Origin of the sequence: Exiguobacterium sp. TNDT2 (genome assembly GCF_003331145.1) — a bacterium.
Classification (GTDB): Bacteria; Bacillota; Bacilli; order Exiguobacteriales; family Exiguobacteriaceae; genus Exiguobacterium.
On record NZ_QLVE01000002.1, the window covers coordinates 158,469 to 183,071 of the forward strand.

At 53.5% G+C, this 24,603-nt stretch carries 25 protein-coding genes and 2 other annotated features; of the genes, 11 read left to right on the plus strand and 14 right to left on the minus strand.

Going from position 1 to position 24,603, the window contains the following annotated elements:
- The first annotated feature begins 49 nt into the window (after positions 1-49).
- The 4 genes from DPV68_RS02465 to DPV68_RS02480 are packed head-to-tail and all read left to right on the plus strand — an operon-like array spanning position 50 to position 3,015.
- The gene (locus DPV68_RS02465) at positions 50-1,207 is read left to right on the plus strand and encodes a 2,3-diketo-5-methylthiopentyl-1-phosphate enolase (protein WP_114165254.1); all 1,158 of its coding nucleotides are present in this window, start codon (positions 50-52) and stop codon (positions 1,205-1,207) included.
- A complete protein-coding gene (locus DPV68_RS02470) occupies positions 1,204-1,854 on the plus strand; it encodes a 2-hydroxy-3-keto-5-methylthiopentenyl-1-phosphate phosphatase (RefSeq protein WP_114165255.1) in 651 nt (216 codons plus the stop codon). Before DPV68_RS02465 ends, DPV68_RS02470 begins: the two co-directional genes overlap by 4 nt.
- Entirely contained in the window at positions 1,851-2,468 is a 618-nt protein-coding gene (locus DPV68_RS02475) for a methylthioribulose 1-phosphate dehydratase (RefSeq protein WP_114165256.1), read from the plus strand. The genes DPV68_RS02470 and DPV68_RS02475 overlap by 4 nt, the downstream gene beginning before the upstream one ends.
- 13 nt (positions 2,469-2,481) lie before the next feature.
- Positions 2,482-3,015 (plus strand): 1,2-dihydroxy-3-keto-5-methylthiopentene dioxygenase, encoded by a 534-nt coding sequence (locus tag DPV68_RS02480; protein ID WP_114165257.1) that lies wholly within the window; start codon positions 2,482-2,484, stop codon positions 3,013-3,015.
- A 37-nt stretch (positions 3,016-3,052) separates the two neighbouring features.
- Here the strand turns inward: DPV68_RS02480 and DPV68_RS02485 are convergent, their stop codons facing one another.
- On the minus strand, positions 3,053-3,886 hold the full coding sequence (locus tag DPV68_RS02485; RefSeq protein ID WP_114165258.1) for a TerC family protein: 834 nt from the start codon (positions 3,884-3,886) through the stop codon (positions 3,053-3,055).
- Between the two features lie 256 nt (positions 3,887-4,142).
- Between DPV68_RS02485 and folE2 the strand changes: the two genes are divergently transcribed.
- Entirely contained in the window at positions 4,143-5,051 is a 909-nt protein-coding gene (folE2, locus tag DPV68_RS02490) for a GTP cyclohydrolase FolE2 (protein ID WP_021066012.1), read from the plus strand.
- A gap of 36 nt (positions 5,052-5,087) precedes the next feature.
- On the opposite strand, the gene DPV68_RS14935 is transcribed toward folE2, so the two are convergent.
- The 3 genes from DPV68_RS14935 to pta form a co-directional block, all read right to left on the minus strand.
- Positions 5,088-5,252 carry a hypothetical protein gene (locus tag DPV68_RS14935; protein ID WP_198662222.1) on the minus strand — a complete coding sequence of 55 codons (165 nt, stop codon included), beginning with the start codon at positions 5,250-5,252 and terminating at the stop codon, positions 5,088-5,090.
- Positions 5,252-5,551: a rhodanese-like domain-containing protein gene (locus DPV68_RS02495; protein WP_114165259.1), complete on the minus strand. Its 300-nt coding sequence runs from the start codon at positions 5,549-5,551 to the stop codon at positions 5,252-5,254. The genes DPV68_RS14935 and DPV68_RS02495 overlap by 1 nt, the downstream gene beginning before the upstream one ends.
- 176 nt (positions 5,552-5,727) lie before the next feature.
- Positions 5,728-6,717, minus strand: a complete 990-nt coding sequence (gene pta / locus DPV68_RS02500; RefSeq protein ID WP_114165260.1) for a phosphate acetyltransferase — start codon at positions 6,715-6,717, stop codon at positions 5,728-5,730.
- A 337-nt stretch (positions 6,718-7,054) separates the two neighbouring features.
- Here pta and hemQ point away from each other — a divergent pair, with 337 nt between their 5' ends.
- A complete protein-coding gene (hemQ, locus tag DPV68_RS02505) occupies positions 7,055-7,834 on the plus strand; it encodes a hydrogen peroxide-dependent heme synthase (RefSeq protein WP_114165261.1) in 780 nt (259 codons plus the stop codon).
- 239 nt (positions 7,835-8,073) lie between these two features.
- Here hemQ and DPV68_RS02510 read toward each other — a convergent pair whose 3' ends face one another.
- The gene (locus tag DPV68_RS02510) at positions 8,074-9,009 is read right to left on the minus strand and encodes an ATP-grasp domain-containing protein (protein ID WP_114165262.1); all 936 of its coding nucleotides are present in this window, start codon (positions 9,007-9,009) and stop codon (positions 8,074-8,076) included.
- Between the two features lie 157 nt (positions 9,010-9,166).
- On the opposite strand from DPV68_RS02510, the gene DPV68_RS02515 reads away from it, so the two are divergent.
- Together DPV68_RS02515 and DPV68_RS02520 are read left to right on the plus strand one after the other, a co-directional pair.
- Positions 9,167-10,663, plus strand: a complete 1,497-nt coding sequence (locus DPV68_RS02515; RefSeq protein WP_114165263.1) for a potassium/proton antiporter — start codon at positions 9,167-9,169, stop codon at positions 10,661-10,663.
- Between the two features lie 113 nt (positions 10,664-10,776).
- Positions 10,777-11,220, plus strand: coding sequence for an Hsp20/alpha crystallin family protein (locus tag DPV68_RS02520; protein WP_114165264.1), 444 nt, complete (start codon positions 10,777-10,779; stop codon positions 11,218-11,220).
- Positions 11,221-11,246: 26 nt separating this feature from the next.
- Here DPV68_RS02520 and trpA read toward each other — a convergent pair whose 3' ends face one another.
- The 5 genes from trpA to trpD are packed head-to-tail and all read right to left on the minus strand — an operon-like array spanning position 11,247 to position 15,481.
- Positions 11,247-12,026, minus strand: coding sequence for a tryptophan synthase subunit alpha (gene trpA, locus DPV68_RS02525; RefSeq protein WP_370447061.1), 780 nt, complete (start codon positions 12,024-12,026; stop codon positions 11,247-11,249).
- A complete protein-coding gene (gene trpB / locus DPV68_RS02530) occupies positions 12,023-13,204 on the minus strand; it encodes a tryptophan synthase subunit beta (RefSeq protein WP_114165266.1) in 1,182 nt (393 codons plus the stop codon). Before trpB ends, trpA begins: the two co-directional genes overlap by 4 nt.
- Positions 13,204-13,758 (minus strand): phosphoribosylanthranilate isomerase, encoded by a 555-nt coding sequence (locus DPV68_RS02535; RefSeq protein ID WP_114165267.1) that lies wholly within the window; start codon positions 13,756-13,758, stop codon positions 13,204-13,206. Before DPV68_RS02535 ends, trpB begins: the two co-directional genes overlap by 1 nt.
- A complete protein-coding gene (gene trpC, locus DPV68_RS02540) occupies positions 13,734-14,495 on the minus strand; it encodes an indole-3-glycerol phosphate synthase TrpC (RefSeq protein ID WP_114165268.1) in 762 nt (253 codons plus the stop codon). The genes DPV68_RS02535 and trpC overlap by 25 nt, the downstream gene beginning before the upstream one ends.
- A complete protein-coding gene (trpD, locus tag DPV68_RS02545) occupies positions 14,492-15,481 on the minus strand; it encodes an anthranilate phosphoribosyltransferase (RefSeq protein ID WP_114165269.1) in 990 nt (329 codons plus the stop codon). The genes trpC and trpD overlap by 4 nt, the downstream gene beginning before the upstream one ends.
- A 56-nt stretch (positions 15,482-15,537) precedes the next feature.
- Positions 15,538-15,762 (minus strand) — a binding site (T-box leader).
- A gap of 50 nt (positions 15,763-15,812) precedes the next feature.
- Positions 15,813-16,042, minus strand: a binding site (T-box leader).
- 195 nt (positions 16,043-16,237) lie between these two features.
- Between trpD and DPV68_RS02550 the strand changes: the two genes are divergently transcribed.
- Positions 16,238-17,599: an amino acid permease gene (locus tag DPV68_RS02550; RefSeq protein ID WP_114165270.1), complete on the plus strand. Its 1,362-nt coding sequence runs from the start codon at positions 16,238-16,240 to the stop codon at positions 17,597-17,599.
- 94 nt (positions 17,600-17,693) lie between these two features.
- Here the strand turns inward: DPV68_RS02550 and DPV68_RS02555 are convergent, their stop codons facing one another.
- The 3 genes from DPV68_RS02555 to DPV68_RS02565 form a co-directional block, all read right to left on the minus strand.
- Entirely contained in the window at positions 17,694-19,229 is a 1,536-nt protein-coding gene (locus DPV68_RS02555; RefSeq protein ID WP_114165271.1) for a murein hydrolase activator EnvC family protein, read from the minus strand.
- Between the two features lie 459 nt (positions 19,230-19,688).
- Positions 19,689-20,054, minus strand: coding sequence for a DUF423 domain-containing protein (locus DPV68_RS02560; RefSeq protein ID WP_114165272.1), 366 nt, complete (start codon positions 20,052-20,054; stop codon positions 19,689-19,691).
- Positions 20,055-20,067: 13 nt separating this feature from the next.
- Positions 20,068-20,667, minus strand: a complete 600-nt coding sequence (locus DPV68_RS02565; protein ID WP_029594577.1) for a trimeric intracellular cation channel family protein — start codon at positions 20,665-20,667, stop codon at positions 20,068-20,070.
- 100 nt (positions 20,668-20,767) lie between these two features.
- On the opposite strand from DPV68_RS02565, the gene DPV68_RS02570 reads away from it, so the two are divergent.
- Together DPV68_RS02570 and DPV68_RS02575 are read left to right on the plus strand one after the other, a co-directional pair.
- Positions 20,768-22,405, plus strand: a complete 1,638-nt coding sequence (locus DPV68_RS02570) for an ABC1 kinase family protein (protein WP_114165273.1) — start codon at positions 20,768-20,770, stop codon at positions 22,403-22,405.
- A 112-nt stretch (positions 22,406-22,517) separates the two neighbouring features.
- The gene (locus tag DPV68_RS02575) at positions 22,518-23,930 is read left to right on the plus strand and encodes an NAD-dependent succinate-semialdehyde dehydrogenase (RefSeq protein ID WP_114165274.1); all 1,413 of its coding nucleotides are present in this window, start codon (positions 22,518-22,520) and stop codon (positions 23,928-23,930) included.
- 36 nt (positions 23,931-23,966) lie between these two features.
- Here the strand turns inward: DPV68_RS02575 and DPV68_RS02580 are convergent, their stop codons facing one another.
- Entirely contained in the window at positions 23,967-24,599 is a 633-nt protein-coding gene (locus tag DPV68_RS02580) for an HAD family hydrolase (protein WP_114165275.1), read from the minus strand.
- Positions 24,600-24,603: the final 4 nt, after the last annotated feature.

Here is a 24,603-nt window from a genome sequence, read left to right on the forward strand (position 1 = left end):
CTTGCCTCGGCATGGGGTTATTTTTTGTTTGCCTGGAAGGAGGAACCATATGAGTATCATTGTCACATATGAAATCAAACGGACGGACGCGGTCGCGACCGTCGCCGACAAAATCGCCCTCGAGCTGACCGTCGGCACATGGACGGAGCTGCCTCATCTAGAGCAAGAGCAGTTACAGGCGTACCGAGGGGAGGTCGTGTCGACCACACATACGGGGGCGACGAGCCGCTTCACTATCCGCTATCCGTTACATAACGTCAGCCCTGAATTTTCATCTATCTTGACGACGACGTTCGGGAAACTGTCTCTCGACGATTCGATTCGGTTAATCGATTTGACGTTACCCGAGACGTTCGCCTCTCATTTCAAAGGCGCCAAGTTCGGCGTCGACGGGGTTCGCGAGTTGCTCGGTGTCCATGATCGTCCGCTCGTCATGAGCATCTTCAAAGGCGTCATCGGCCGTGACCTCGCGTTTCTTGAGCAGCAACTCCGCGATCAGTTCGCCGGTGGCATCGATATCGTCAAAGACGACGAGATTTTATACGACAACCCGCTTACTCCGTCGCTCGAACGGGCCCGGATTGGAGCGGACGTCATTCAAGCCCACTTCGAGGCAACTGGGAAACGTGTTCTCTACGCCATCACGCTGAGCGGCCCTGTGTTCGGTCTGCGTGACCAGGCGCTCCGGCTGATCGATGCCGGTGCGACGGCGCTCCTGTTCAACGTCTATACGTACGGTCTTGACGCACTGCGCGAACTTGCGAACGACCCAGACATCCGCGTGCCGATTTTGGCCCACCCGGCCTTTGCCGGCGCCTTGACCGGGTCAATTAGTCATTCGCTCTTACTCGGTAAACTCCCACGTCTCGCCGGGGCCGATTTGACGCTCTTCCCGTCACCGTACGGCTCACTCGCGACACCGCGGGACGAGGCGTTCGCGATTCGTGATTTGAGCGCCGAACCGCATTGGTCGAAACCGATTTTACCGGTCCCGTCAGCCGGGATTCATCCAGGACTCGTCGCCGATATCATCCGTGATTTCGGGACCGATGTCGTCATCAACGCCGGCGGCGGCATTCACGGACACCCGGATGGCGCAGCCGCCGGGGCCCGTGCGTTCCGACAAGCCATTGCTAATGTTCTCGGCCTAACCGATGGACAGACGGACGAGCTCGATACCGCGTTAAAGGCGTGGGCGTCACGATGACGGTCCATATCCTGTGCGACTTCGACGGGACGATCACGGCGGAAGACAATATTATCGCGCTGATGAAGGCGTTCGCCCCGCCCGCTTGGGTCGAGTTGAAAGATGCGGTCCTCGAACAACGGATCTCGATTCGCTCCGGCGTCGGTCAAATGTTTCAACTATTGCCGAGCGCAGATGCCCCGGCTTACCGTGATTATTTGTTGAAGCGGATCACGCTCCGTCAAGGGTTCTCGTCATTTTTAGAACAAGTTCGGGCCCACGGCTGGAAGTTTGACGTCGTCAGCGGCGGGATGGACTTTTTCGTCCATCCAATTTTGGAAAGCTACGTCGCTCCCGAGCACATCTACTGTAACGTCGCCGACTTCTCTGATGAGACGGTAGGTGTGACGTGGCCGCACGCTTGCGACGAGCACTGTACGAACGATTGCGGCTGTTGCAAGCCGACGCTCGCTCGTCGCCTTGTCGATCCCGCCAATCGCTTGATCGTCATCGGCGACTCGGTGACCGATTTCGAGGTCGCGAAGCGTGCCGACTTTGTCTATGCCCGAGGTCAACTCATCACGCTCTGTGAGTCGGCAGGCATCCGTTACGCCCCGTTCGAGACGTTCGACGACATCACCCATCATTTGAAGGAGGTGTCCGTATGAATCTTGCGGCACGTTGGCTCGAACTGGCCGACATTAAAGACGAACTCGCCGCCCGCGACTGGTTCCCCGGAACGAGTGGGAATTTGGCGATTCGCGTGTCCGATGACCCGCTCGAATTTCTCGTCACGGCGAGTGGACGCGATAAACGGAAACGAACGCCGGACGACTTTGTTCACGTCGACGCGGCCGGACGCTTGATTGGAGAACAAACGGGAAAACCATCCGCCGAGACGCTACTTCACGTCGAAGTGTTCAATCGGACGGACGCGACATGTTCGCTCCACGTCCATACGGTCGACAATAACGTCATCTCCGAGCTACATGCCGCTACCGGCGAAGTCGTCTTCACCGGCCAAGAGATTATCAAGGCGCTCGGCTACTGGGACGAGGATGCGGTCGTCCGCGTACCGATTATCGAGAACCATGCGGACATTCCGACGCTCGCGGCCGCCTTCGCCCCTCATATCCAGGCAAACGCCGGCGCCGTCCTCATCCGCAATCACGGCATCACCGTCTGGGGCGAGACCCCGGCCGCGGCCAAACGCTATTTAGAGGCTTACGAGTTCTTGTTCAGCTATACGTTAAAACTACGCGCCCTAGGCGTCCATTCATAAGGAGGAACCAACCATGGCAACTGTCTATTTCCAACAAACCGAAGAACGTTACGTCAATCAAACTGAAGTGAGTGCCTTTTTAGAGTCGCGCGGTATTTTGTACGAGCAGTGGGACATCACGAAGCTCCCGGAAAACCTGCAAGAGAACTATCAGTTGACGGACGAGGACAAACAAGCAATCTTGTCGACGTTCCGTGACGAGATTCGCGACGTATCGGAGCGCCGCGGCTACGAGACGGCAGACGTCATCTCGTTGTCGGAGGCGACGCCGAACTTGGACGAACTGCTCGTCAACTTCCAAAAAGAGCACCACCATACGGACGACGAGGTCCGCTTCATCGTCAGTGGCCACGGCATCTTCGCCATCGACGACGCCGAGCGTGGCTATTTCAATATCGAACTCAACCCGGGCGACCTCATTTCGGTCCCGGTGAACACACGTCACTATTTCACACTCCAGGACGATCGTAAAGTCGTCGCCGTCCGCATCTTTGTGACGACGGAGGGCTGGGTGCCGATTTACGAGAAACAGGACGTGACAGCATGAAAAATGGTCTCTCGCCTTTGTGCGAGAGACCATTTTTTTAATGTTTGACGGCGGCTGTCGGTTTTGAAGAGAACCAACCCCATACCGCGATGCCGACCATGACCGACCAGAAGAACAATGTCCATGCCGTCGAGTGAACGAATCCGTCCGGAAGACCCATGAATTCGAACGGTGTGCCGGCAATCAATTTCTTGAAGCCAGGGTGTTCAAGGACGAGCACCGTCAACTTCACACCGACCCAGCCGACGATGATGAAAGCAGCTGTCTCAAGTGATGGGCGTTGATGTAACAACTTGACGAAAATACGCGCAGCGAAACGCATCAAGATGACCCCGATGAGTCCACCAGTCAAGACGACGAAGAACTGACCTGAGTCGATGCCGCCGATCTCACCGAGACCGAGTGGCGGCAAGCTGACCGCGAGCGCGACCGCTGCGAGAATCGAATCGACCGCGAAGGCAATATCGGCGAACTCGACTTTAGCAACCGTCCACCAGAACTCTTTCTTCGTGACCGGCTTCTCCGTGATGGCCGTCTCTTCTTTCGCCTCAGCGGCGAGGTCTTGTTTCGGCTCCATCTTACGGGCCTTATAGGTCATATACAGATGTCGTGCACTCATTCCGATCAAGTAAAGCGCACCGAGCGCCTGAACTTGCCAGACGTTAATCAAGAATGAGATCAAGAACAAAGCGATGAAGCGGAAAACGAACGCTCCAAGTAATCCGTAAAATAGTGCCTTCTTCTGCTCTGTCCGCGGTAAGTGCTTGACCATGACCGCCAAGACGAGCGCGTTGTCTGCAGAAAGTAGCCCTTCAAGACCGACGAGTACGACGATAATCCAGGCGTACTGCAGGATTAACTGCCAATCCATTAAAACATCCCCTTTTTCTGTTGTGTTCCTTCATATTTAATAGTGATCTATTTTTTAAGTTCACAGGAACATTTTATTCCCCATTTAGATTGAAATCAATCTTCTTTTCTTCAATTGCTGAAGTTTTTTTATTTGTGAGCACGTTCAAAGCACGTTCAAAGAGCAAAATGGTACCCGGTCGATGTACATTTCGTGATAAAATCCTAACAAGAACGAGTGGCAGTCATTTGCCCTCTCAAAAAAGGAGAATCCGATTATGTCTACAAGCCATGTCGCTTTACCTACTAAAGCAGAACGACATAAATTATTCGGTTCGGTCCCGCCGATCAAAGGCACGAAGCCAACTGAAAAAGATAAAATGGTCGATTTACAAAACACACCAAAAAACTTCTTGTTCGCGCTCGACAGCGTCGGTATCTCAAACGTCAAACATCCGGTCAACATCGAGACGCCAGACGGCATTCAAGCGACGGTCGCCACGTTCGAGTTGACGACATCGCTCGTCCAAGACCGTAAAGGCATCAACATGTCGCGTCTGACAGAACAGCTCGACGCGTACCACACACAAGGCTGGACGTTATCGAACCGCTCGCTCATCGAGTTCGCGCAAGAACTCGCTGAACGCATGGAACAGACGGAAGGTCAATTGACGGTCCGTTACCCATGGTTCTTTAGCCGCAAAGCCCCGGCCACAGGTCTCAGCGGTCTTATGAACGCGGACGTCATGCACAACGTGACGTATAACTTAGAGACTGGTATGGCGAGCGTGACGGTCGGTCTCGTCATCAACGTGACGACGCTCTGCCCATGCTCGAAAGAAATCAGCGAGTACAGCGCCCACAACCAACGCGGCTACATCACGATTGAAGCCGGTCTCGATGAAGCATCGCTCGACGGTTTCGACTGGCGTCTCGCACTTCTTGAGGCGGCCGAGTCGAACGCATCGGCCCCGCTTCACCCTGTCCTCAAACGTCCGGACGAGAAACGTGCGACAGAAATTGCGTACGAGAACCCGCGTTTCGTTGAAGACATGGTCCGCTTAATCGCGGCTGACTTGTACGAAATGAAACAAGTCGTCAATTTCTTCGTCGAATGCCGCAACGAAGAGTCGATTCACCAACACGATGCGATCGCCTCGATCACATTTGATAAGCGCGATAACTAAAAACGAGTGAAGCCTGTGCGGGCTTCACTCGTTTTTCTATACACTTTGGACGAGTCGAATCGTCAACATCATGACGATGACGATGATCCAGACGGCCCAGACGAGCCGCCACTTGTCCCCATCGACTCGTTTGACGAACGTGTAGACGGTCAAGTAGAGCGCGATCAACAGCGGGATGACGACCCATGGATTGTCGAGCATTACGCTTCGATATCGCCGTCCCAAGCGAGCATACCGCCCTCGACGTTGACGACCTTGTAGCCTTCCGACTCCAAGTAGTCACCTGCCGTCTGACTGCGGCCGCCTGAGCGGCAGATAATGTAATAGACGTTGTCTTTCGCGAGCTTGTCCGTGACGCCAGGGAATTCAGACAGCGGATAGAGCGGTACGTGCGGAATGTGGCCCGCATCGTACTCGTCTTGTTCGCGGACGTCGATGATGTGGAGTGATTCGCCGTTCTCAAGTTTTTCACGTAATTCGGTTGCATGGATACTTTGCATAGTGGTTCCTCCTCTATATATTATCCCTTACTAGTTTACCTCAGTTTTCAATTAGAGAAACTCCAATTGATTGACGTGTTTTCATCACAATCTCGGCTTTCTTTCCCCCCATTCCTCAAATCATTTACAATGGTCGAACAAAAAAGCATCCTCCGCTCAGGAAGGATGCTTTTGACTTACGCTTCGTTGCGCTCGTCGATCGCTTGTGCCGCTGTGATGAGCGTCAATTTATAGACGTCCTCTTCGTTACAGCCACGCGACAAGTCGTTGACTGGCTTGTTGAGACCTTGAAGGATCGGTCCGATTGCTTCGAATCCGCCGAAACGTTGAACCATCTTATAGCCGATGTTTCCGGCTTCGAGGCTTGGGAAGACGAAGACGTTCGCATTTCCGGCTACTTCAGAGCCTGGTGCTTTCTTCGCCGCCACGCTCGGGACGAACGCCGCATCGAATTGAAGTTCGCCGTCAATCGGAAGGTTCGGTGCCTTCTCTTTGGCGAGACGTGTCGCTTCGATGACTTTTTCTGTCTCTGGTGATTTCGCTGAGCCTTTTGTCGAGAAGCTGAGAAGCGCCACTTGCGGCTCGATGCCGAACGTCTTCGCTGTCAATGCTGACAAATAGGCGTTCTCGGCGAGGTCAGCCGCGTCTGGTGCGATGTTGATCGCGCAGTCCGAGAAGACGTACTGCTCGTCGTCACGTACCATGATGAAGACACCTGACGTCTTTTTGATGCCTGTTTGCATCTTGATGATTTGAAGGGCCGGACGGACCGTATCGGCAGTCGCATGCATCGCACCTGAGACGAGACCTTCTGCTTTCCCTGTGTGGACGAGCATCGTACCGAAGTAGTTCACGTCTGACGACAACAATTCACGTGCCTGTTCCGGTGTCGCTTTGCCTTTACGGCGCTCAACGAACGACTCGACGAGTGTATCGATGTCTTCATACGTCGCTGGGTCGTATTGCGTCAAACCTGAGATGTCAAAGCCGTGCTTCGTAGCGACCGCCTCAATCTCCACTTTTGGTCCGATGACGATCGGTTCGACCATGCCATCATTCTTCAAACGAACAGCGGCACCGAGGACGCGCTCATCGATTCCTTCTGGGAAGACGATGGTCGGGCGAATCGGGCTGACTTTTTGTTTCAACGTGTCAAATAGTTTCATAGTGAATGAACTCCTTTTCGATTAGAAGAAATCGGATTTTTTCTCTCTCGGACGCTCTCGTCCATATGCGAGTTTTATTATACACAGTACGTTTTTTAAAATAAACTATTCTGCCCAATTCGTCATAAATCGCTTGAAATCAATCATTATATAGATAGAACAGTTTAGACTTATCGACTGGTACAGGCTGTTGTGAAGCCGTTTTCATAAAACCTGCTCTTTACCTCTTTACCCAGCTCGAAGTGTGACTACCCTCACAACAGCGTCAAATTTGCCAGACGGTGATTCGTATATGGTAAAATAGTCAGCGAAGCCTAGTCTCGAAAGGAGTTTTTTTATGTCAGAACGTCCAGCACCAACACCGACAACCGATACGCAACACGCGGCCGCCACGTTAGACGGTTGGTATACGCTCCATGATTTTCGCACAATCGATTGGACTCGTTTAAAAGCAGTCGACCCAACCACCCGTCAAGAGATGATTGACGAGTTCGTCGCCTTCCTCGGCTCACTCGAAGATGTCGAGAGACGCGGTGAAGGAAGCCACGCCTTCTATTCCATTCTTGGCCAAAAGGCGGACGTCGTCTTGATGGTCCTTCGTCCGACGTTCAAAGAGCTCGAACAAGTCGAACTCGCTCTTCGGAAGACGAAACTATACGATTACATGATTCCAAGCTATTCATACGTGTCAGTCATCGAACTCGGCATGTACCGTGGTTCAGGAGACGGTGACCCGTACGAGAATCCTCACATCCGGGCCCGTCTCTATCCGACACTCCCGAAAGCGGCTCACATCTGCTTCTACCCGATGAGCAAGGCTCGTCGCGATGGGGACAACTGGTACTCGTTATCGATGGATGAGCGTAAAGACCTCATGTATCGCCACAGCATGATCGGCCGCAGCTACGCCGGCAAGATTCAACAGTTCATCGGCGGCTCGACCGGTTTTGACGGTTGGGAGTGGGGCGTCACCTTGTTTGCAGAAGACTCGCTCCAGTTCAAGAAGATCGTCTATGAGATGCGTTTTGATGAAGTCAGTGCCAAATATGGCGAATTCGGCGACTTTTATGTCGGGAACATCCTTCCAAAAGAAGAACTGGGCACATTCCTCGGGTAAACGAGGTTTACGTCGTCCGAGCCTCGGGAATCGTTGTTGTAGAAGCAACATATCAATGATCAATGAGGTGAACAACGATGCGCGTGTTCAAGGAATCAAATCGAGACACTGCGAAGCATTTAAATTCGTTCATCGAACGAATGGCACCGACGGCAGAACTAGTCCAACTTCGATTTGAACAGCAATTACAACATACACAGCGAAAGGGTCAGGCAAAAGCCTGACCCTTTCTTCTGTCTTTATTTTATCGTGACCGCCAAGGCGTCCCCAAGGAACGTCGCCAGTTCGAGCATGCCATACTGCCCTGCTTTCGCTTCGGCGTCCGAATTATAGTTCGTGTTCGTGTTGACGTCATACGCGTACACGTTCCCGTCCTCGTCTTCGATGATTTCAATTCCGGCAACGGCAATTTGATTGTTCTTCAGAAACGCCTCTAGCTGCTTGATAATCGGGTCGTCGAAACCGGCGACGATTTCGAACTTCGCCGGCGGCGTCTCGCCGACCGGGCAAAACTGGCCTTCAATCGAGCAGGCGTCGGCCGGGCAGAGTTCGAAGCCGTCTGACGTATCGACTCGTACCGCGTAAACGAACTTGCCCCCGATGAACTCACAGCGTGTGATGAACGGTTTCGGTGCCTCGATATATTGTTGGATGAGCGTAATCCCGTCAATCGATTCCTCGAACGTCGGTCCGTTCACGTATGCCTTCAACGCATCGATCGAATGGAACAGTTGGACACCGAGCCCTTTACCGGCCCGGTTGTGTTTCGTGATGAACGGCGTCATCCCGAGCTTCTCGGCCGCCTCGATGATTTGGGCTTTCCCGACGGCCGCAATCGTCTTCGGCACTCGAATTCCCTCTTGGCGGAGCGCCGTATATTGATTGACCTTGCTCACTTCGAGCCGAATCGCCCGTGTCCCATTGAAGACCGTTCGTCCGTTCGCTTCGAGCCAAGCAAGCACCCCTTCCGTCAATTCCGGCGCATAGCGATGCCCTCGCGTGTGTGACGAGGCGCTCATCCGGTTATAAAACACACCTTCCGGCGGCTCTGCCATGAGATCAATCGTCCCTTGGTCAAGATGCCACAGCTCATACGGCAGTGATAATTCCTCGAGTCGTTTCACGAGGTGATCGGTCCATTCGTTGTTTTCATGGAGCACGTGAATTTTAGCCATGTGAATCCCCCTTTTTGATGCCCTTACTGTACCACATCGATATCCGATTATTCCAATGCGCATAATTTATGATGCGTTATTTCTTAATTCATAACGGTTTCATGGTATAATGAACTTAATAATATAGCGAAATGTGATTAATTTCTAAAAGGAAGTGATGTGTTTGAATGGTTCGATTTTAAGTACGGATGTCTTAATTTTGTTGTTCGGGTTGCTCCTTGTCGCCGGCGTGTTGGCCACACGCGTATCGACTCGTTTCGGCTTGCCTGCCTTGATCCTGTTTATGGGTATCGGTATGCTGATGGGCAGCGATATCACCGGTCTGATTTTCTTCGATGATACCGATCTCGCTCAAATGATCGGCGTCGCCGCACTTGTCGTCATTTTGTTCGAAGGTGGATTGCAGACGAAATGGTCGTCGATCCGGAGCGTCCTCGCCCCGTCCGCTTCACTCGCCACAATTGGCGTCTTGTTGACGACCGGACTTATCGCCGTGGCCGTTCGTTTCGTATTTGGCTTCGACTGGATTGAATCTTTCCTATTCGGCGCAATCATCGGTTCAACCGATGCGGCTGCCGTCTTCGCCGCCTTTAAAGGAAAGAATATCTCGCCGAAAGTCGGCGCGACACTCGAAGCCGAGTCCGGCACGAATGACCCGATGGCGATGTTCTTGACGATTCTCGCCCTCGATTTCATGTTAAAACCCGACACGACGATTTGGGACGGTGTTTGGATGTTTACCCTCCAACTCCTCGTCGGGGCGTTCGTCGGTTACATGCTCGGGAACTTGTCCCGACTCATGCTCAACCACTTGCGCCTCGAGTCGAGTGGTTTGCACGCCGTCCTCATGATTTCGATGGCGTTCATGACGTATGGCGTCGCCGCATACTTCGCCGGTAGCGGACTGCTCGCCGTCTATCTCGCCGCGATGATTGTCGGGAATGCGCATACAGCCCACGAAGTGACCATCGTCCAATTCTCAGAGGCACTCGCTTGGATTATGCAAATCATCATGTTCGTCATTCTCGGCCTGCTCGTCTTCCCGAGACAGTTGCTCGACCCGGAGCTCATCTGGAAAGGGTTATTGATTTCGTTCATCCTGATGTTCATCGCCCGGCCGATTGCCGTCTATTTATCGACAATCAAGATGCAGTTTACCCACAAAGAAAAACTGTTTATCTCGTGGGCCGGACTGAAAGGCGCCGTGCCGATTGTCCTCGCTACGTTCCCGCTCATCGCAGGCATCGACAACGCCCAATTGATTTTCAACACCGTCTTCTTCGTCGTCGTGACGAGTGCCTTGATTCAAGGAACGACATTGACACCGCTCGCGGCAAAACTCGATTTGCTCGGACCGGATAAAATTCGATCGCCCTATACGATCGCACTCGTCTCGAGCAAGCAATCGCAACATCAGCTCGTCCCTTACGTGGCGACCGAAGAATCATCAATGATTGGAAAAACGCTCGCCGATATCACCTTGCCACCGAACACGGTCGTGAATGCGATTGTCCGTCAAGACTATCTCATCCCGCCGACGGGCCAGACGAAAATCGAGCCAGGCGACTTGTTATACGTCCTCGCCTCGACGTATCGCCATGACCAACTCGATCGCAAGTTCGGGGAAGACGGGTTAGAGCGCGTCGAATTGTGACTCTCGTTTCTTCAATAAACTGTCACGTCAATTACGTTTATCCTTAGCTAAAAACGGACAGAGTAAAAGTGACAACACTTCTACGCTGTCCGTTTTTTGAAGGGGGAATTTGTATGTTCGATTTGACGCCATTTCGGAAGAATGAGCTCGACCGATTGCGCAAAGATTTGTTCGGCGACGTCTTTGATCGGATGAATCAACTGTTCGACCTAAAAGACGGTTCCACGTCGTTCCTCGACTCCTTCAAACTCGACGTCCGGGACCAGGATGGCCAATACGTCATCGAGGCCGAGATGCCAGGTATCAAAAAAGATAACATTCACATCCGCTACGACAAAGACTATCTCATCCTCTCGGTCGACCAACGTGAAGAGAGGGAAGAAGACAAAGACTACGTCTATCGGGAACGCCGCGTCACATCGATGCAACGTTCACTCTATCTACCGAACGTGAAAGAAGATGCCATCAAAGCGAGACTGTCAGACGGCGTGCTCCACTTGACCGTACCGAAAGCCGATGACGGCTCGAGCGCACGCACCATCGAAATCGAGGAATAAATAAGGATCGTGCCGAGGCACGACCCTTATTTTTTTGCGTTGACCGTCCGCGCCGATGCAATCAACGCGGCCACGTCCTGAACACGTCCCGCGTGGAGCGCCTCGACGATAAAACTACCGACGACGACCCCGTCACAGGCTGCCCCGAGCGTCCGAACCTGATCGGCGCGATGGACACCGAATCCGGCGAGCACCGGTACCGGTGACCGCTCCGTCAACGAACGCAAGTGGTCGAGTAACTCCTCCGGGAACACATCCGTTTTCCCGGTCGTCCCTTTGAGCGTCACCGCATAGACGAATCCTTCCGCCTGATCCAGGATCGTGTCGATGCGAGCCTGACTGCTCGTCAACGTGACGAGCGGTACGACCGCGACCTCGTGACGATCGATGCCGGCGAACAAATCGAGGCTCTCTTCAAACGGCAAATCGGGAATGATGACGCCGCTGACTCCAGACGCTGCCGCTCGCTCGAAGAAGCGCTCGACCCCGAACCGGAACACCGGATTCAAGTACGTCATCAGGACGATCGGGACCGAAAAACGACCCGTTCCTTCTATTAAACGGTCCAACACGTCCGTCAACGTCACACCGTGTTCGAGGGCGCGCATTCCGGCCGCCTCGATGACGGGACCGTCTGCTACCGGATCGGAAAACGGGATACCGAGCTCGATGGCCGTCGCACCCATCGCCTCCAACCGTTCGATCGTCGGGATCAAGCTGTCGAGACCGTCGTCCCCGGCCATAATGTACGGGACGAACGCCGTCCCTTCACTCCGCTGTCGAATCGCTTCATCTAACCGCATCATTGTGTCACCCTTTCTCGAATCGTATGAACATCCTTATCCCCGCGACCAGATAGACAGATGACGAGCACGTCATCCGCGTCCATCGTTTTGGCGAGCGTTTCCGCATAGGCGAGCGCATGCGATGACTCGAGTGCCGGGATGATTCCTTCTTGGCGACTGAGCGTCATGCAGGCCGCGAGTGCGTCTTCGTCCGTTACCGCCGCGTAGCGAACCCGTTCGATGTCTTTTAAGAAGCTGTGCTCTGGTCCGACGCCCGGATAATCGAGCCCGGCCGAGATCGAGTGCGCTTCCTGGATTTGTCCGGCCGCGTCTTGCAAGACGTACATGAGCGACCCGTGGAGCACCCCGACCTCACCTTTCGTGAGCGTCGCCGCATGCTTGTCCGTATCGACGCCACTCCCTGCTGCCTCGACACCGTATAAGGCGACTGTTTCGTCATTCAAGAACGGATAGAACATACCCATCGCATTGCTGCCGCCACCGACACAGGCGACGACCGCATCAGGGAGACGACCTGTCTTCTCAAGCACTTGGCGACGCGTCTCCGTCCCGATGACGCTTTGGAAATCGCGGACCATCGTCGGGAACGGGTGCGGTCCAAGCACCGACCCCATCACATAATGCGTGTCATCGACATGTTTGACCCAGTAACGGAGTGCCTCGTTGACGGCATCTTTCAATGTCCGGCTCCCTGACTTGACGGGAACGACGGTCGCACCGAGCAGTTCCATTCGAAACACGTTCAATTCTTGACGTTCGACGTCGACCTCCCCCATGAAAATCGTACATTCGAGATTGAGGAGCGCACATACCGTCGCCGTGGCGACACCGTGCTGTCCGGCCCCTGTTTCGGCGACGACTTTTCGTTTGCCCATTCGTTTGGCGAGGAGCGCCTGGCCGATCGTGTTGTTGATTTTATGGGCCCCGGTATGGTTCAAGTCTTCCCGTTTCAAATAGACGTTCGTCCCGAGGCGACGGCTCATGTTCTCCGCATAATAGAGCGGCGTCTCACGACCGACGTACTCGCTGAGGAGATCGTTGAAGCGTACCTGGAACTCAGGGTCTTGTTTCGCTTCCTCGTAAGCCACTTCGAGCTCTTCGACCGCTTGCATGAGCGTCTCCGGGATATATTTTCCGCCATATGGGCCAAACTTTCCGTTCACTGGTTGTGTATACATCATGTTTCCTCCTTGGCGCGTCGGATGAACGCGCGAATCTTATCGTGATTTTTCTGTTTATTTGTTTCCACACCACTCGAGACGTCGACGCCGTCCGGTCGCATGGCGCGAATCGCCGCGCCGACATTGTCGACATTCAATCCACCGGCGAGCCAAAACGTTCGCTCCGGCCGTTCGAGCGTCTCCCAATTGAGCGTCTCCCCACTGCCCGGTGTCGGGGCGTCGAGTAAAATGACATCAGCCTCCGACTGTTGACTTGCTTCGATGAGCGGAAGCCCGAACTGACGGAACGCTTCAAGCGGGCGCGTCCGACGGTGCAATTGAATGTCGGTCAAGCCGCAAGCGACGGCAGCTTCGACTTCTTTGACTGTCGGGTCGAGAAACACGCCGACGACCCGAACCCCGTCAGGAATCAATTGGCGCAACCGTTGCGCCGTTTTGATATCGACCTGCCGCGGACTGTCCGCAAACACGAACCCGATGGCATCTGCTCCCGCCTCTACCGCCGTGACGACACTGGCCTCGGTCGTCAGTCCACATATTTTAACGAACATGACGTCAACTCCTCGATTAAAGCTGTCGGGTCGTCCTGTCGCATGAGCGCCTCCCCGACGAGAATCGCCCGGGCCCCGGCCGTCTGTAACCGTCGGGCCGCCTCGCCTGTGCTGACACCACTCTCACTGACGAACGCGACGTCAGGATATTTCTTCATCAAGTCGACCGAAGTATCGAGCGAGACCTCGAACGTTTTCAAGTTCCGATTATTGATGCCGATCAAGACGTCTCCGAGTTCGAGTGCCGTCTTTAGCTCGGCCTCATCGTGCACTTCGACGAGGACGTCGAGACCGATGGACCGCGCATACTGTTTTAACGTATGGAGCCGACTCGGATGAAGTGCCGCGACGATCAACAGTGCCGCACTCGCCCCGGCCGCTTTGGCCCGGTCGAGTTGTCGTTCGTCGATGATAAAGTCTTTACAGAGGACCGGGATCTCGACAGCGGCCGCGACATCACGCAAGTCGTCGAACGAACCGTTGAAGTAAGTCGTATCCGTCAAAACCGAAATCATTGTCGCCCCTGCCTGTTCATACGTGCGGGCCCGACTCACGACATCTACTTCCTCGCGTATCACCCCTTTTGACGGAGATGCCCGCTTAATCTCAGCGATAACATGGAAGCCGTCCTTCATTAAATCCGGTAAAGAAATGGCTGTCGACCGCGTCACCTTGATGTCTGCCATTTGATTGACCTCTTCGATTTTCGTCCCGATAATTTTCGTCAAGTAGCTCATGCGCCGACCTCCGTTCGTTGTAGTTGTTTGAGTACGCGGATGGCGTGCCCTTCATCGATGCTTGCCGTTGCCACGGCGACGCCTTCGCGAAGCGTCTGGACCGTCCCGTACGTACATAGGGCGAGTGCGGCGTTCAATAAGACGACGTCTCGCGCCGGTCCTGGTTCTCCGTTCAAGACGGCAAGGAGCGTCTCGGCATTTTCAACCGGTGTCCCGCCTTTTAACGCTGACAGCGGCGCTCGCATCAGTCCGATATCTCTCGGGTCGACGGTGTAGCGAACTACTTTGTCGCCATTGAAGAACAAGACGTCGTTTCTGCCGGCAAGACTCGCTTCATCTAGCCCGCCTGACCCATGGACGACCATGCCGCGCTCGACGCCGAGGTGGCGCATCGCCGTCGCCATCTTCTCGACGAGCGATGGGTGGTACACGCCGATCAATTGGCGCTTCGGCTTGAGCGGGTTCGTCAACGGACCGATTTGATTGAAGATGGTCGCCGTGGCGAGTCGTTTCCGGACCGGCATGACGTGCTTCATGACCGGATGGATATGTTGGGCGAACAAGAAGCTCAAGTTCGTCCGCTCGAGGTCGGCGAGCATCGCCTCATGACTTTGGACGATTGGGATATTTAATGACTCGAGGACGTCGGCACTGCCTGACCGGCTCGACACGCTGCGATTCCCATGTTTGGCGACCGGGATATCGAGCCCCGCCAAGACGAACGCGACTGTCGAGCTGATGTTGAACGTGTTCGCCCCGTCCCCGCCCGTGCCACAGACGTCGAGCACAGGAAGCGCCGTCTCGGGGAACGTGGCTGCCTCACGGATGTAGTCGGCGAGCCCGGCCATCTCCTCGGCCGTCTCCCCGCGCGCTTTCATGGCGAGCAACACCTCGGCGATTTGCGCTTCATCGGCTTGGAACAGCTCGGCCGCCGCCAGTTTCATTTCGTTCGTCGTCAATGGGTTCGTCAATAGTCGTGTTAACATGTCCGTTCCTCCTCAAGCATTTTGGGTATAAAAAAACTCCATACGACGTCTGTCGTATGGAGGACGGTATGGACCGCGGTGCCACCTCTCGTTGGATCGATTGATCCCACTTTCCGATGCTATCACATCGTATCCTGATAACGGAGGAAGCCGTCATGACCTACTTGATTCAGCCATGCTCTCATGAGCCCATTCACGTAAATGTCTCGGCCAGGATCCCACCATCCCCGGCTCTCTTGACGAGACTTATTCACGCTACTCTTCTCAATCACTGATTTATCATGTGTTGAAACGAAAAAAGGTTACCCGCCCGACTCATAGCTTACGCTAGGAGAAGGACGAGTAACCCCGTGGTGCCACCTTCGTTGGTTCCGTAGAACCCACTTCACGGACAAACATCCGCTTTCCCATGGTAACGGTGGGTGACCCGCTAAAGCCTACTAAAAGTTTCGGTTTAGAGCTCGGAAGTCCATTCGCGACGTCCCGCATACTGATTCGCACCAACCATCAGCTCTCTGTCATGCAGGGACCGTCGTTACTTCTCTTCGTCGACGCCTTTATTCGTTTCAGTTAAGTTAACTCGTACTATACAGGGCGGGCAACCTCCTGTCAAACAAAAGCGTGCAAAAAAACTTTGCTTCTATAGGTGCGGCCAAATCGATGCCGTCTTTTACGATTTCACGAGTTGACACTTGTTTTTTTTGTCTGCTATAGTCGTCCCCAACCACACTTCACTCAACTAAAGGAGAATCAACTTTGGCAACTAGCAAATTAAAACGTGAACTGTCCACACGGCAGTTGACGATGATTTCGCTCGGCAGTGCCATCGGGACAGGCCTCTTTCTCGGAAGCGGGCTCGCCATTCAAACGGCCGGACCGAGCGTGCTCGTCAGTTACGCCATCGGGGCGTTCATCGTCCTGTTGTTGATGGGCTGTCTCGCTGAGATGACGGTCGCCCATCCGACCTCGGGCTCGTTCGGCACGATCGCCGAGCGGTATATCCATCCGCTTGCCGGATTCTTGGTCCGCTACTCGTACTGGGTCGCCAACGTCCTGGCCATCGGCGTCGAAGTGAGTGCGATCGCCATCTATATGCGGTACTGGTTCCCTGATGTGAACGGATTCGTCTGGGTCGCCGTATTCGGCGGGTTGCTCATCTACGTCAACGCCCGGCACGTCCATACGTTCGGGACCACTGAATACTGGTTATCGTTTATCAAAGTGACGGCCATCATTCTGTTCATCGTCCTCGGGGCGGCCACGTTGTTCGGTCAACCCGGTTCACCAATCGAATCGATCACGACCGGGAATGAAGGTTTCTTCGCCTTCGGGTTTTACGGGATGTGGGTGACGATTTTCATCTCGCTCTTCAGTTTCCTCGGAACCGAGCTCGTCGCCGTCACAGCTGGTGAAGCGAAAGACCCGGACCGCGCCGTCCCGAAAGCGTTGCGTGCGACCGTATTCCGGTTGACGTTCTTTTATCTCGTCACAATCGCCATCATGCTCATGCTCATCCCGTGGCAGCAGGCTGGGATCGATCAAAGCCCGTTCGTTCTCGTCATGCAACAGTTTGACGTGCCTGGTGCCGCCGGTATTCTGAACTTCGTCATTTTGATCGCCGCCTTGTCGGCGATGAACGCCCAGCTTTACGCGTCGACGCGGATGATGTATTCCCTCGCCGAGGCCGGGGATGCTCCGCGAATCTTTAAAAAGGTCAGCGCTAGCGGGATTCCAATGCCCGCCCTATTCGTCTCGACGGGCGGAATCATTCTCGCGGCACTACTTCAAGTGTTCATGGAAACATCGTATCCATTCCTCATGGGGATTTCGATGTTCGGAGCCATCTTCACATGGTTCATGGTGTTCGTCTCACATCTGTTCTTCCGCAAGAAATGGACAGGACGCAAATTGCCGGTCCGCATGATCGGTTATCCGTTCCTACCGCTACTCGGTGCCGGGCTGTTGCTCAGCCTGATGATCACGACATGGTTTACCGACTTCAATATTCTGCTCAAGTTCGGGATTCCATGGTTGGTCGGATTGACCGTCATCTATCTGGTCCGTGAGCGGTTCCGCAAAGCAAAAGATCAAGCAGACGACATCGAACAAGCCAACTGAAACAAGCGCCTGTCCGCAACGGATGGGCGCTTGTTTTTCGTTATTCCAGGACACAAAACGAGCACCTGTCACGATTGACGGGTGCCCATTGAAATCAGAAGAACTGACGTGGGTTGACTGTGCTGCCCGCGCTCGATGACGAGTACGAGTAGCTGCCTTTATGGATCTCGAAGTGAAGGTGCGGGCCTGACGAGTTACCCGTATTTCCGAGTCCGCCAATGTTCGAACCTTGTGTCACACGTTGACCGGCGCTCACCGAGACCGAGTTCATGTGGGCATAGACTGTCGTCCAAACTTGTCCGTTGATGACGTGGGCGATCATGACGTGATTCCCGTATGCGCCACCCCATCCGGCACGAATGACCGTTCCCGTTGCCGAGGCACGGATTGGCGTTCCGACAGGTCCAGCGATATCGACGCCGTTATGGAACGTGTAACCGAACTGACCGCTCGCCGGACCGAAACCTTGCGAGTAACGTCCTGTTGTCGGTTGAATGAACATCGCGCCCGATGAAGCAGGTGCTGATGCTGCTGGTGTAACCGGAGCCGGTTTAGGCGCTGGTGCTGGTGCAGGTTTAGGTGCTGGTGCAGCCGGTTTTGGTGCCGGTGTACTATTTTGTGTCGTCTGGTTTGAAGAGGCAGATGACTGGGTACTATTACTATTGTTCTGCTGTTTTTGTGCTGCTGCTCGTTCTGCCTCGGCTTTAGCCGCTGCCGCACGTTCTGCTTCTGCTTGACGGGCCGCTGCTGCCGCTTGCGCCGCTTCCGCTTGACGAGCTTCTTCAGCCTTACGTGCTGCTTCTTGACGAGCCGCCTCTTCAGCACGACGACGTGCTTCTTCTTCCTCGCGACGCTGCGCTTCAATCTCAGCCGCAATCGCCTCTTCTTGGGCGATTAACGTCGCTTCGATTTCTTGAAGGTTGAAGATTTGCGATTCGAATTCGATATTCTTCTCCTCGAGCTCTTTAATACGGGCTTCGCGCTCTTTCATCTTCTTCTCGAGTTGAGCTTGGCGCACTTCAAGCGCTTTTTGTTGTTTCAAGAGTGAAGCACGCTCTTCTTTCAGTGAGGCTTGCGCTTCTTGTAACGTTTGACGAGTCGCTTCGTAATCTTCAAACAACTCTTGGTCGCTTCGTTGAATCGTTCCGGCCGTAATCATGCGCGTAATCAAATCCGAGAAGTTTTTTGACCCGAAGATGAACTCTGCCCAGTTGATTGAGCCGCCGCCGTTCGTTTGCATCGTGGCCATACGCTCTTTCATCATTGCTTCTTGAGCCTTCATCTTCTTCTCGTACCCTTTAATATCTTTCTCGAGGTCTTCAATTTTCAACTCCGTACGCTTGATTTCTTGGCGTTTCGCTGCGACATCATTGATGATGTCTTGAAGCTGGGCGTCCATCTTGTTGACTTCAGCTTGAACTTTCGAGATTTCGTTCTTATTCTGCTTAATTTTCGAAGACGTATTCGATTGGTTCTGTTTGACGTTATTCCGTTGCTCTTGCACTTTCTTCTGCTGTTCTTGTTTCTCCTTGATTGACGTCGAGGCATCGGCCACCGAGTGCGTCCCAAGAAGAAGCGCGCTAAGCGTGAGTGTCGAGACGGTGCGTTTCCAATTGATCAATGGGGACATCCTTTCTATTGACGGGATCGAGGTTCATGTTCTATTTAAAGTCCGTCGTTTTGTTATGTAACAAAAACGATTAATTTTTTAGTTTCAACACGACTAATTATATCGAAGTGTCGAATGTTTTCCTGTTAAAGTTATATTTCACTTTTATTACGATGAAGGGGTGGGAAACCTTATACGGCTCCTCACCCCTTTATATTTCAACATTTTTCCACTTTTCTTTTCTCGAAACACTTTCGTAACAATAGTTGAAAATAGGAAATTATTGACCTTATATTTAAATAACATCATCCAGTCGTTTTTCTAAGTCTAACCATTCCCAAAAAACGTAAAAAGGACCCGGCTGGTCTCTCGCTCAAAGCGAAGAGGCCAACTGGGCCAATTGTCCGTTGTGATGTGAAGACAAGGGGTCTCACACTTAGTATGTTACACATTGACTGTTAATCCTGTATTAACGTTTGATTACAGTTTGAACGCGCCGATGATGACGAACACCCACGCCGCGATAAACAAGACGCCGCCAATCGGTGTGATCGCCCCAAGCTTCGTGATCCCGGTCAATGCCATGACATACAGGCTGCCTGAGAAAAAGAGAATCCCGGCAAACATGAGCCATCCTGCTGTGTTGAACTGGCTAATGCTCACTTTCATCAAAATGCTCGCTAAAGCGATGATCCCAATCGCATGAATCATATGATAGAGCACACCGGTCTGCCAATTCGCAAGCATATTCGGTGCCAGACGTTCTTTCAACGCATGGGCTCCGAAAGCGCCTAGGGCGACGCCGAGCGCCATTAAAGCAGCACCAATGATGAGTAATAATTTCATATTCATTTCCTCCTCAACGCACTTTGCGTGCAGGTAAATTCCACTTCCGATAGTAGGATATCACTCGAAGCGCCGCAACGACAACAAGTAACGTATAGACAGGAAGTCCTCCTTCAAGACGGAAATAATATGTGACGACCGCGATAATAATCGCCCAAATCGCATACACTTCCGATTGTAGGACGAGAGGCTTTCGGCCGGCCAACAAATCACGGACGACCCCGCCACCGACACCCGTCAAAACGGCCGCTGCAATCGCGGCCGATAATGGTAAATCAAGCTTGATGGCGACTTGTGCTCCTTGAAACGCGAAGGCGACGAGTCCGATAGCGTCCACGATGACGCCCCAGCGTTCCCAATGCGGCAAAACAACGTTTGGCAGCAGGAAGATGAGCAATGCGACAAGAAAACAAAGGATGAAGAGATCGTTTTGTTGCCAAATCAAACTGACCGGGTTTCCGAGCAAGACGTTTCGGATGGCCCCGCCACCGAAAGCTGTTGTGAAAGCGAGCAACCATACCCCAAAAATATCATATTTCTCGTCCATCGCGATGATGGCACCGCTCGCCGCAAACGCAATCGTTCCGACGACGTTGAGTAATTCCCACTCCATAAATATCCCTTGCCCTTTCTTTAAAGCATTCTGTGGTAAAGTTAAGATATAAAAAATCAGATCAGTCGAGCGACTGCTTGTAAAGGATGTCGGTACTTTTATGAAACGAATCGCCTTGTTCCGCATATGGATTATCGTCACGATGTTCGCCCGATTCATCATTAAAATTTATGCATTCTCCCGCAAACAGCAACAAGGTCTCGCGTCAACCGAAGAGTATGAGACGCTCATGTTGAACCTTGCCCGCGAGTATAAGCGGAACGCACTCCGGCTCGAAGGGCTGCTCATCAAGCTCGGGCAGTTTCTATCGATTCGGGCCGACTTGTTGCCTCCTTCTGTATTGAACGAGTTATCCGAGCTCGTCGACCGTGTCCCTACATCAGGCTGGGACAAGTCCCGCGCCATCCTGGAAGCAGAATGGGGCGTCCCGTATACACAAGTTGTGAAAGACGTCGGGATCGACGCCGTCGCCTCTGCCTCAATCGGGGAAGTGTATGGCGCGACGTTACTTGAGAACGGGAAGCGCGTCGCTCTGAAAATCCAGCGTCCAGACATTGAAAAAATCATTCGGACCGACTTTAAAGCGATGCGAATCGTCACGACGATGCTTAAACGGACAGCGCTGGCAAAATCGACCGACTTAGATAGCTTATATCGCCAAATGATTTTTGTCATCGGGGACGAGTTAAATTTTCAAACTGAATTGAAAAATGCCCTTTATTTCAAAGCGAAGTATGCCGACAATCCAAATGTCTATATCCCGGATTACTATGACCATCTGTGCACGAATCGGGTATTGACGATGGATTGGGTCGATGCCCGTCGCATCACCGACCTCGCTTTCTTAAAAGAAAATAATATCGACCGCTCCGCACTTGCCGAACGGTTGTTCACGATGGCAGCCGAGCAACTGTTGTTCGGCGGGCAATTCCACGCCGACCCCCACCCCGGAAACGTCCAAATCCGGGCCGACGGGACGATCATCTTGCTCGACTTCGGGATGGTCGGGTCATCGACTGCTCAAGACATGGCGACGATTCGGAAAATCTTGCAGGCGTTCATCTCGCTCGATTATGACGGTGTCGTCGACGGACTTGAAGATTTGCGTTTCCTGTTGCCTACGGCGAACAAGCACAACATTCGTCAAGCGCTTGAAAAGGCGGTCACGTTCTATTTAGAAACCGATATTGATACGGTCGATACGAAGCTGATCGAGAAAGTGTTGCAAGATATCCAACTGCTCGTGAAGAACGAACCGATCCAGTTGCCGGCCGAGTTCGCCTTCTTCGGTCGGGCCGCTTCGACGCTGCTCGGAATTCTACAAATCCTCGACCCAAAAATCGATTTGTTCACGCTCGGTAAACCGATTGTCATCCAATGGCTCGAGTCCGATGGGACGACGATTCAAAACCGTTACGTCATGACGGCGCTCAACTACGGAAAGAAGTTACTGAACGTCCCGCCGCTCCTCGATAACTATTTGAAAGAACCGACCCGAAAGCGTCTGTCCGAGCAGGCGATGTTCCAGCGCGACCTCGAGTCCAAAGAGCTGCTCCACCGCCAAACGTTCAACTCAGGCCTGATTATCCTCGGGCTGCTCGTCGGCCTGTTCGGCTACGTCCGGCCTGACGAGTGGCTGTTTTGGTCAGGTGGCGTCGTCGCCGTCATCGCCTATTTCAACTCCAGACGCCTCGGTCGAAAAATTCGTCATTTGGCCCGCCAAGATTTCCGCGTCTGAACCCGTCACTCTTTGGAGTGGCGGTTTTTTAGTAGGACGATTGTGATATTGTGTATGAATCTTGAAATCGGGTACCTTCTAAATGTGCACCTAGACGAAAGGGGAAATCAAGATGCGAGTGGAAAACAATTTCATCAACGGAGAATGGATTGATACATCGGAAACGATCGAGGTGCGGAATCCCGCGACCGGCAACATCATGGCCACGGTGACAAGGAGTGACACGGCCGAAGCGAAGCAGGCTGTCGACGCCGCCCACGACGCTTTGAAGGACTGGCAACAGAAGACGGCCGAAGAACGCGGCGCCCTCTTGCTCGAATGGAATCGCCTGATCGATGAACATACTGAAGCCATCGCTCGGACGATGGTCGAGGAACAAGGCAAGCCGCTCCAAGAAGCCATCGGTGAAGTCCGCTATGCGAACGGCTTCATCGAATGGTACGCCGCCGAAGGCAGACGTGTGTACGGCGAGACGATTCCAGCCTCGTCGAACCAAAAGCGCATCTTTGCCATCAAACAACCCGTCGGCGTCGTCGCCGCCATCACCCCGTGGAACTTCCCGGCGGCGATGATCACCCGAAAATTGGCGCCAGCACTTGCCGCAGGGTGTACCGTCGTTTTAAAACCGGCCTCAGCGACGCCGCTGACGGCCATCGAACTCGTCAAACTGGCCGAGAAAGCGGGCTTCCCACCCGGCGTCATCAATCTCGTCACCGGGAAAGCAACTGATATCGTGAACACGTGGCAACACGATCCTCGTGTCCGCAAGCTGACGTTCACCGGTTCGACCGAAGTCGGCAAGACACTCATGCGCGGAGCCGCCGATACGATGAAAAAAATCTCCCTCGAGCTCGGTGGTCATGCCCCGCTCATCGTCACGGCGCAGGCAGACCTCGACAAGGCCGTGCCTCAAGCCGTCGCCACAAAATTCCGTAACGGTGGACAGACGTGCGTCTGTGCCAACCGGATTTATGTCGAGCAATCTATCGTCGATGCGTTCGCCGAAAAATTCATTGCAGCCGTCACAGCGCTCGAAGTCGGAAACGGGCTCGATGAAGGGACCGATATCGGTCCGCTCATCGACGAGGCCGCGGTCGAGAAAGTGATGAAGCACTTGGAAGACGCTCAAATTCGCGGTGGCGAGATCACGGGTGGCGAGCAACTCGATGGCCTGTTCGTCCGGCCGGCCGTCGTCCGCTATGCGAATGAGGATATGCTGTGTATGAACGAGGAGACGTTCGGTCCTGTCGCCCCGATTGCGTCGTTCGATACGCTCGAGGAAGTGATTGAACGGGCGAACGCGACCCCGTTCGGGCTTGCTGCCTATGTGTTCACGCAAGACATCAACGAGGCCCTCTATTTGGCCGAGTCGCTCGAATACGGTATCGTCGGCGTCAATGACGGTCTACCGTCGACGCCGCAAGCGCCGTTCGGCGGGTGGAAACAGAGCGGTCTCGGCCGCGAAGGCGGTCATCACGGCATCGAAGAGTTTTTAGAAGTGAAATACATCTCGCTCGGGCTATAAAAAAATCCGGTTGAACATCATGTTCAACCGGATTTTTTATGCTTCGATGAAGGCGATCAAATCGTTCGGTGTCGCAATCACATGATCGGCGAGCGCCCACTCGTCTTCGTTGCCGAAACCGAAACCAGTCAAGACGACCGGGAAGTCATGCGCTCGTGCCGCTTCCACGTCAGATTTACGATCACCGACCATCACGTAGTCGTTCTCACCGTGTCGGAGACGATGCGCCGTCAAAATGTCGGCTTTCTTCTCACCGTTCACGGATTCAAGACATTCTGGAGCCGTCATGAACTGACGAATGTTTTGTGAGTCGAGCATGAGGTTCAAATAATGGACGCCACAGTTGCTCGCGGTAGTCAACGTGTGTCCGTTCGCATGGAGCGCCTCGAGCATCTCGTAAATCCCGTCGAACAAAACGTGTTGTCCTTCCATCGCTCGTTCGAGCGTCCCATGACGAAGTTTGCGAATTTGACGGATCTCCTCGATTGTCGCCTCCGGGATGACGTGCTCCCAAAATGCGTTACCGGCCAATCCGTATCCCGATCGGACCGCGTCCTCGCTCGGTTTCGGTAAATGTGGAAGTTGCTCTAACGCCTCGTGGATTGCTTGCGTCATCGGTTCGGTCGTGTCAACGAGCGTCCCATCGATATCAAATAAAATAACTGCCATGTTG

Bases quoted from the DNA above. Each gene is read 5' to 3' on its own strand.
- DPV68_RS02470 (WP_114165255.1), top strand. From the start codon at position 1,204: ATGACGGTCCATATCCTGTGCGACTTCGACGGGACGATCACGGCGGAA.
- DPV68_RS02495 (WP_114165259.1), bottom strand. From the start codon at position 5,551: ATGCAAAGTATCCATGCAACCGAATTACGTGAAAAACTTGAGAACGGC.
- DPV68_RS02580 (WP_114165275.1), bottom strand. From the start codon at position 24,599: ATGGCAGTTATTTTATTTGATATCGATGGGACGCTCGTTGACACGACC.
- trpC (WP_114165268.1), bottom strand. From the start codon at position 14,495: ATGAGCTACTTGACGAAAATTATCGGGACGAAAATCGAAGAGGTCAAT.
- DPV68_RS02570 (WP_114165273.1), top strand. From the start codon at position 20,768: ATGAAACGAATCGCCTTGTTCCGCATATGGATTATCGTCACGATGTTC.
- pta (WP_114165260.1), bottom strand. From the start codon at position 6,717: ATGAAACTATTTGACACGTTGAAACAAAAAGTCAGCCCGATTCGCCCG.
- folE2 (WP_021066012.1), top strand. From the start codon at position 4,143: ATGTCTACAAGCCATGTCGCTTTACCTACTAAAGCAGAACGACATAAA.
- DPV68_RS02575 (WP_114165274.1), top strand. From the start codon at position 22,518: ATGCGAGTGGAAAACAATTTCATCAACGGAGAATGGATTGATACATCG.
- DPV68_RS02565 (WP_029594577.1), bottom strand. From the start codon at position 20,667: ATGGAGTGGGAATTACTCAACGTCGTCGGAACGATTGCGTTTGCGGCG.
- trpA (WP_370447061.1), bottom strand. From the start codon at position 12,026: ATGATGCGGTTAGATGAAGCGATTCGACAGCGGAGTGAAGGGACGGCG.
- DPV68_RS02555 (WP_114165271.1), bottom strand. From the start codon at position 19,229: ATGTCCCCATTGATCAATTGGAAACGCACCGTCTCGACACTCACGCTT.
- DPV68_RS02465 (WP_114165254.1), top strand. From the start codon at position 50: ATGAGTATCATTGTCACATATGAAATCAAACGGACGGACGCGGTCGCG.
- DPV68_RS02535 (WP_114165267.1), bottom strand. From the start codon at position 13,758: ATGTTCGTTAAAATATGTGGACTGACGACCGAGGCCAGTGTCGTCACG.
- DPV68_RS02520 (WP_114165264.1), top strand. From the start codon at position 10,777: ATGTTCGATTTGACGCCATTTCGGAAGAATGAGCTCGACCGATTGCGC.
- DPV68_RS02480 (WP_114165257.1), top strand. From the start codon at position 2,482: ATGGCAACTGTCTATTTCCAACAAACCGAAGAACGTTACGTCAATCAA.
- DPV68_RS02485 (WP_114165258.1), bottom strand. From the start codon at position 3,886: ATGGATTGGCAGTTAATCCTGCAGTACGCCTGGATTATCGTCGTACTC.
- DPV68_RS14935 (WP_198662222.1), bottom strand. From the start codon at position 5,252: ATGCTCGACAATCCATGGGTCGTCATCCCGCTGTTGATCGCGCTCTAC.
- trpB (WP_114165266.1), bottom strand. From the start codon at position 13,204: ATGTATACACAACCAGTGAACGGAAAGTTTGGCCCATATGGCGGAAAA.
- DPV68_RS02515 (WP_114165263.1), top strand. From the start codon at position 9,167: ATGTGTTTGAATGGTTCGATTTTAAGTACGGATGTCTTAATTTTGTTG.
- DPV68_RS02560 (WP_114165272.1), bottom strand. From the start codon at position 20,054: ATGAAATTATTACTCATCATTGGTGCTGCTTTAATGGCGCTCGGCGTC.
- trpD (WP_114165269.1), bottom strand. From the start codon at position 15,481: ATGTTAACACGACTATTGACGAACCCATTGACGACGAACGAAATGAAA.
- DPV68_RS02510 (WP_114165262.1), bottom strand. From the start codon at position 9,009: ATGGCTAAAATTCACGTGCTCCATGAAAACAACGAATGGACCGATCAC.
- hemQ (WP_114165261.1), top strand. From the start codon at position 7,055: ATGTCAGAACGTCCAGCACCAACACCGACAACCGATACGCAACACGCG.
- DPV68_RS02475 (WP_114165256.1), top strand. From the start codon at position 1,851: ATGAATCTTGCGGCACGTTGGCTCGAACTGGCCGACATTAAAGACGAA.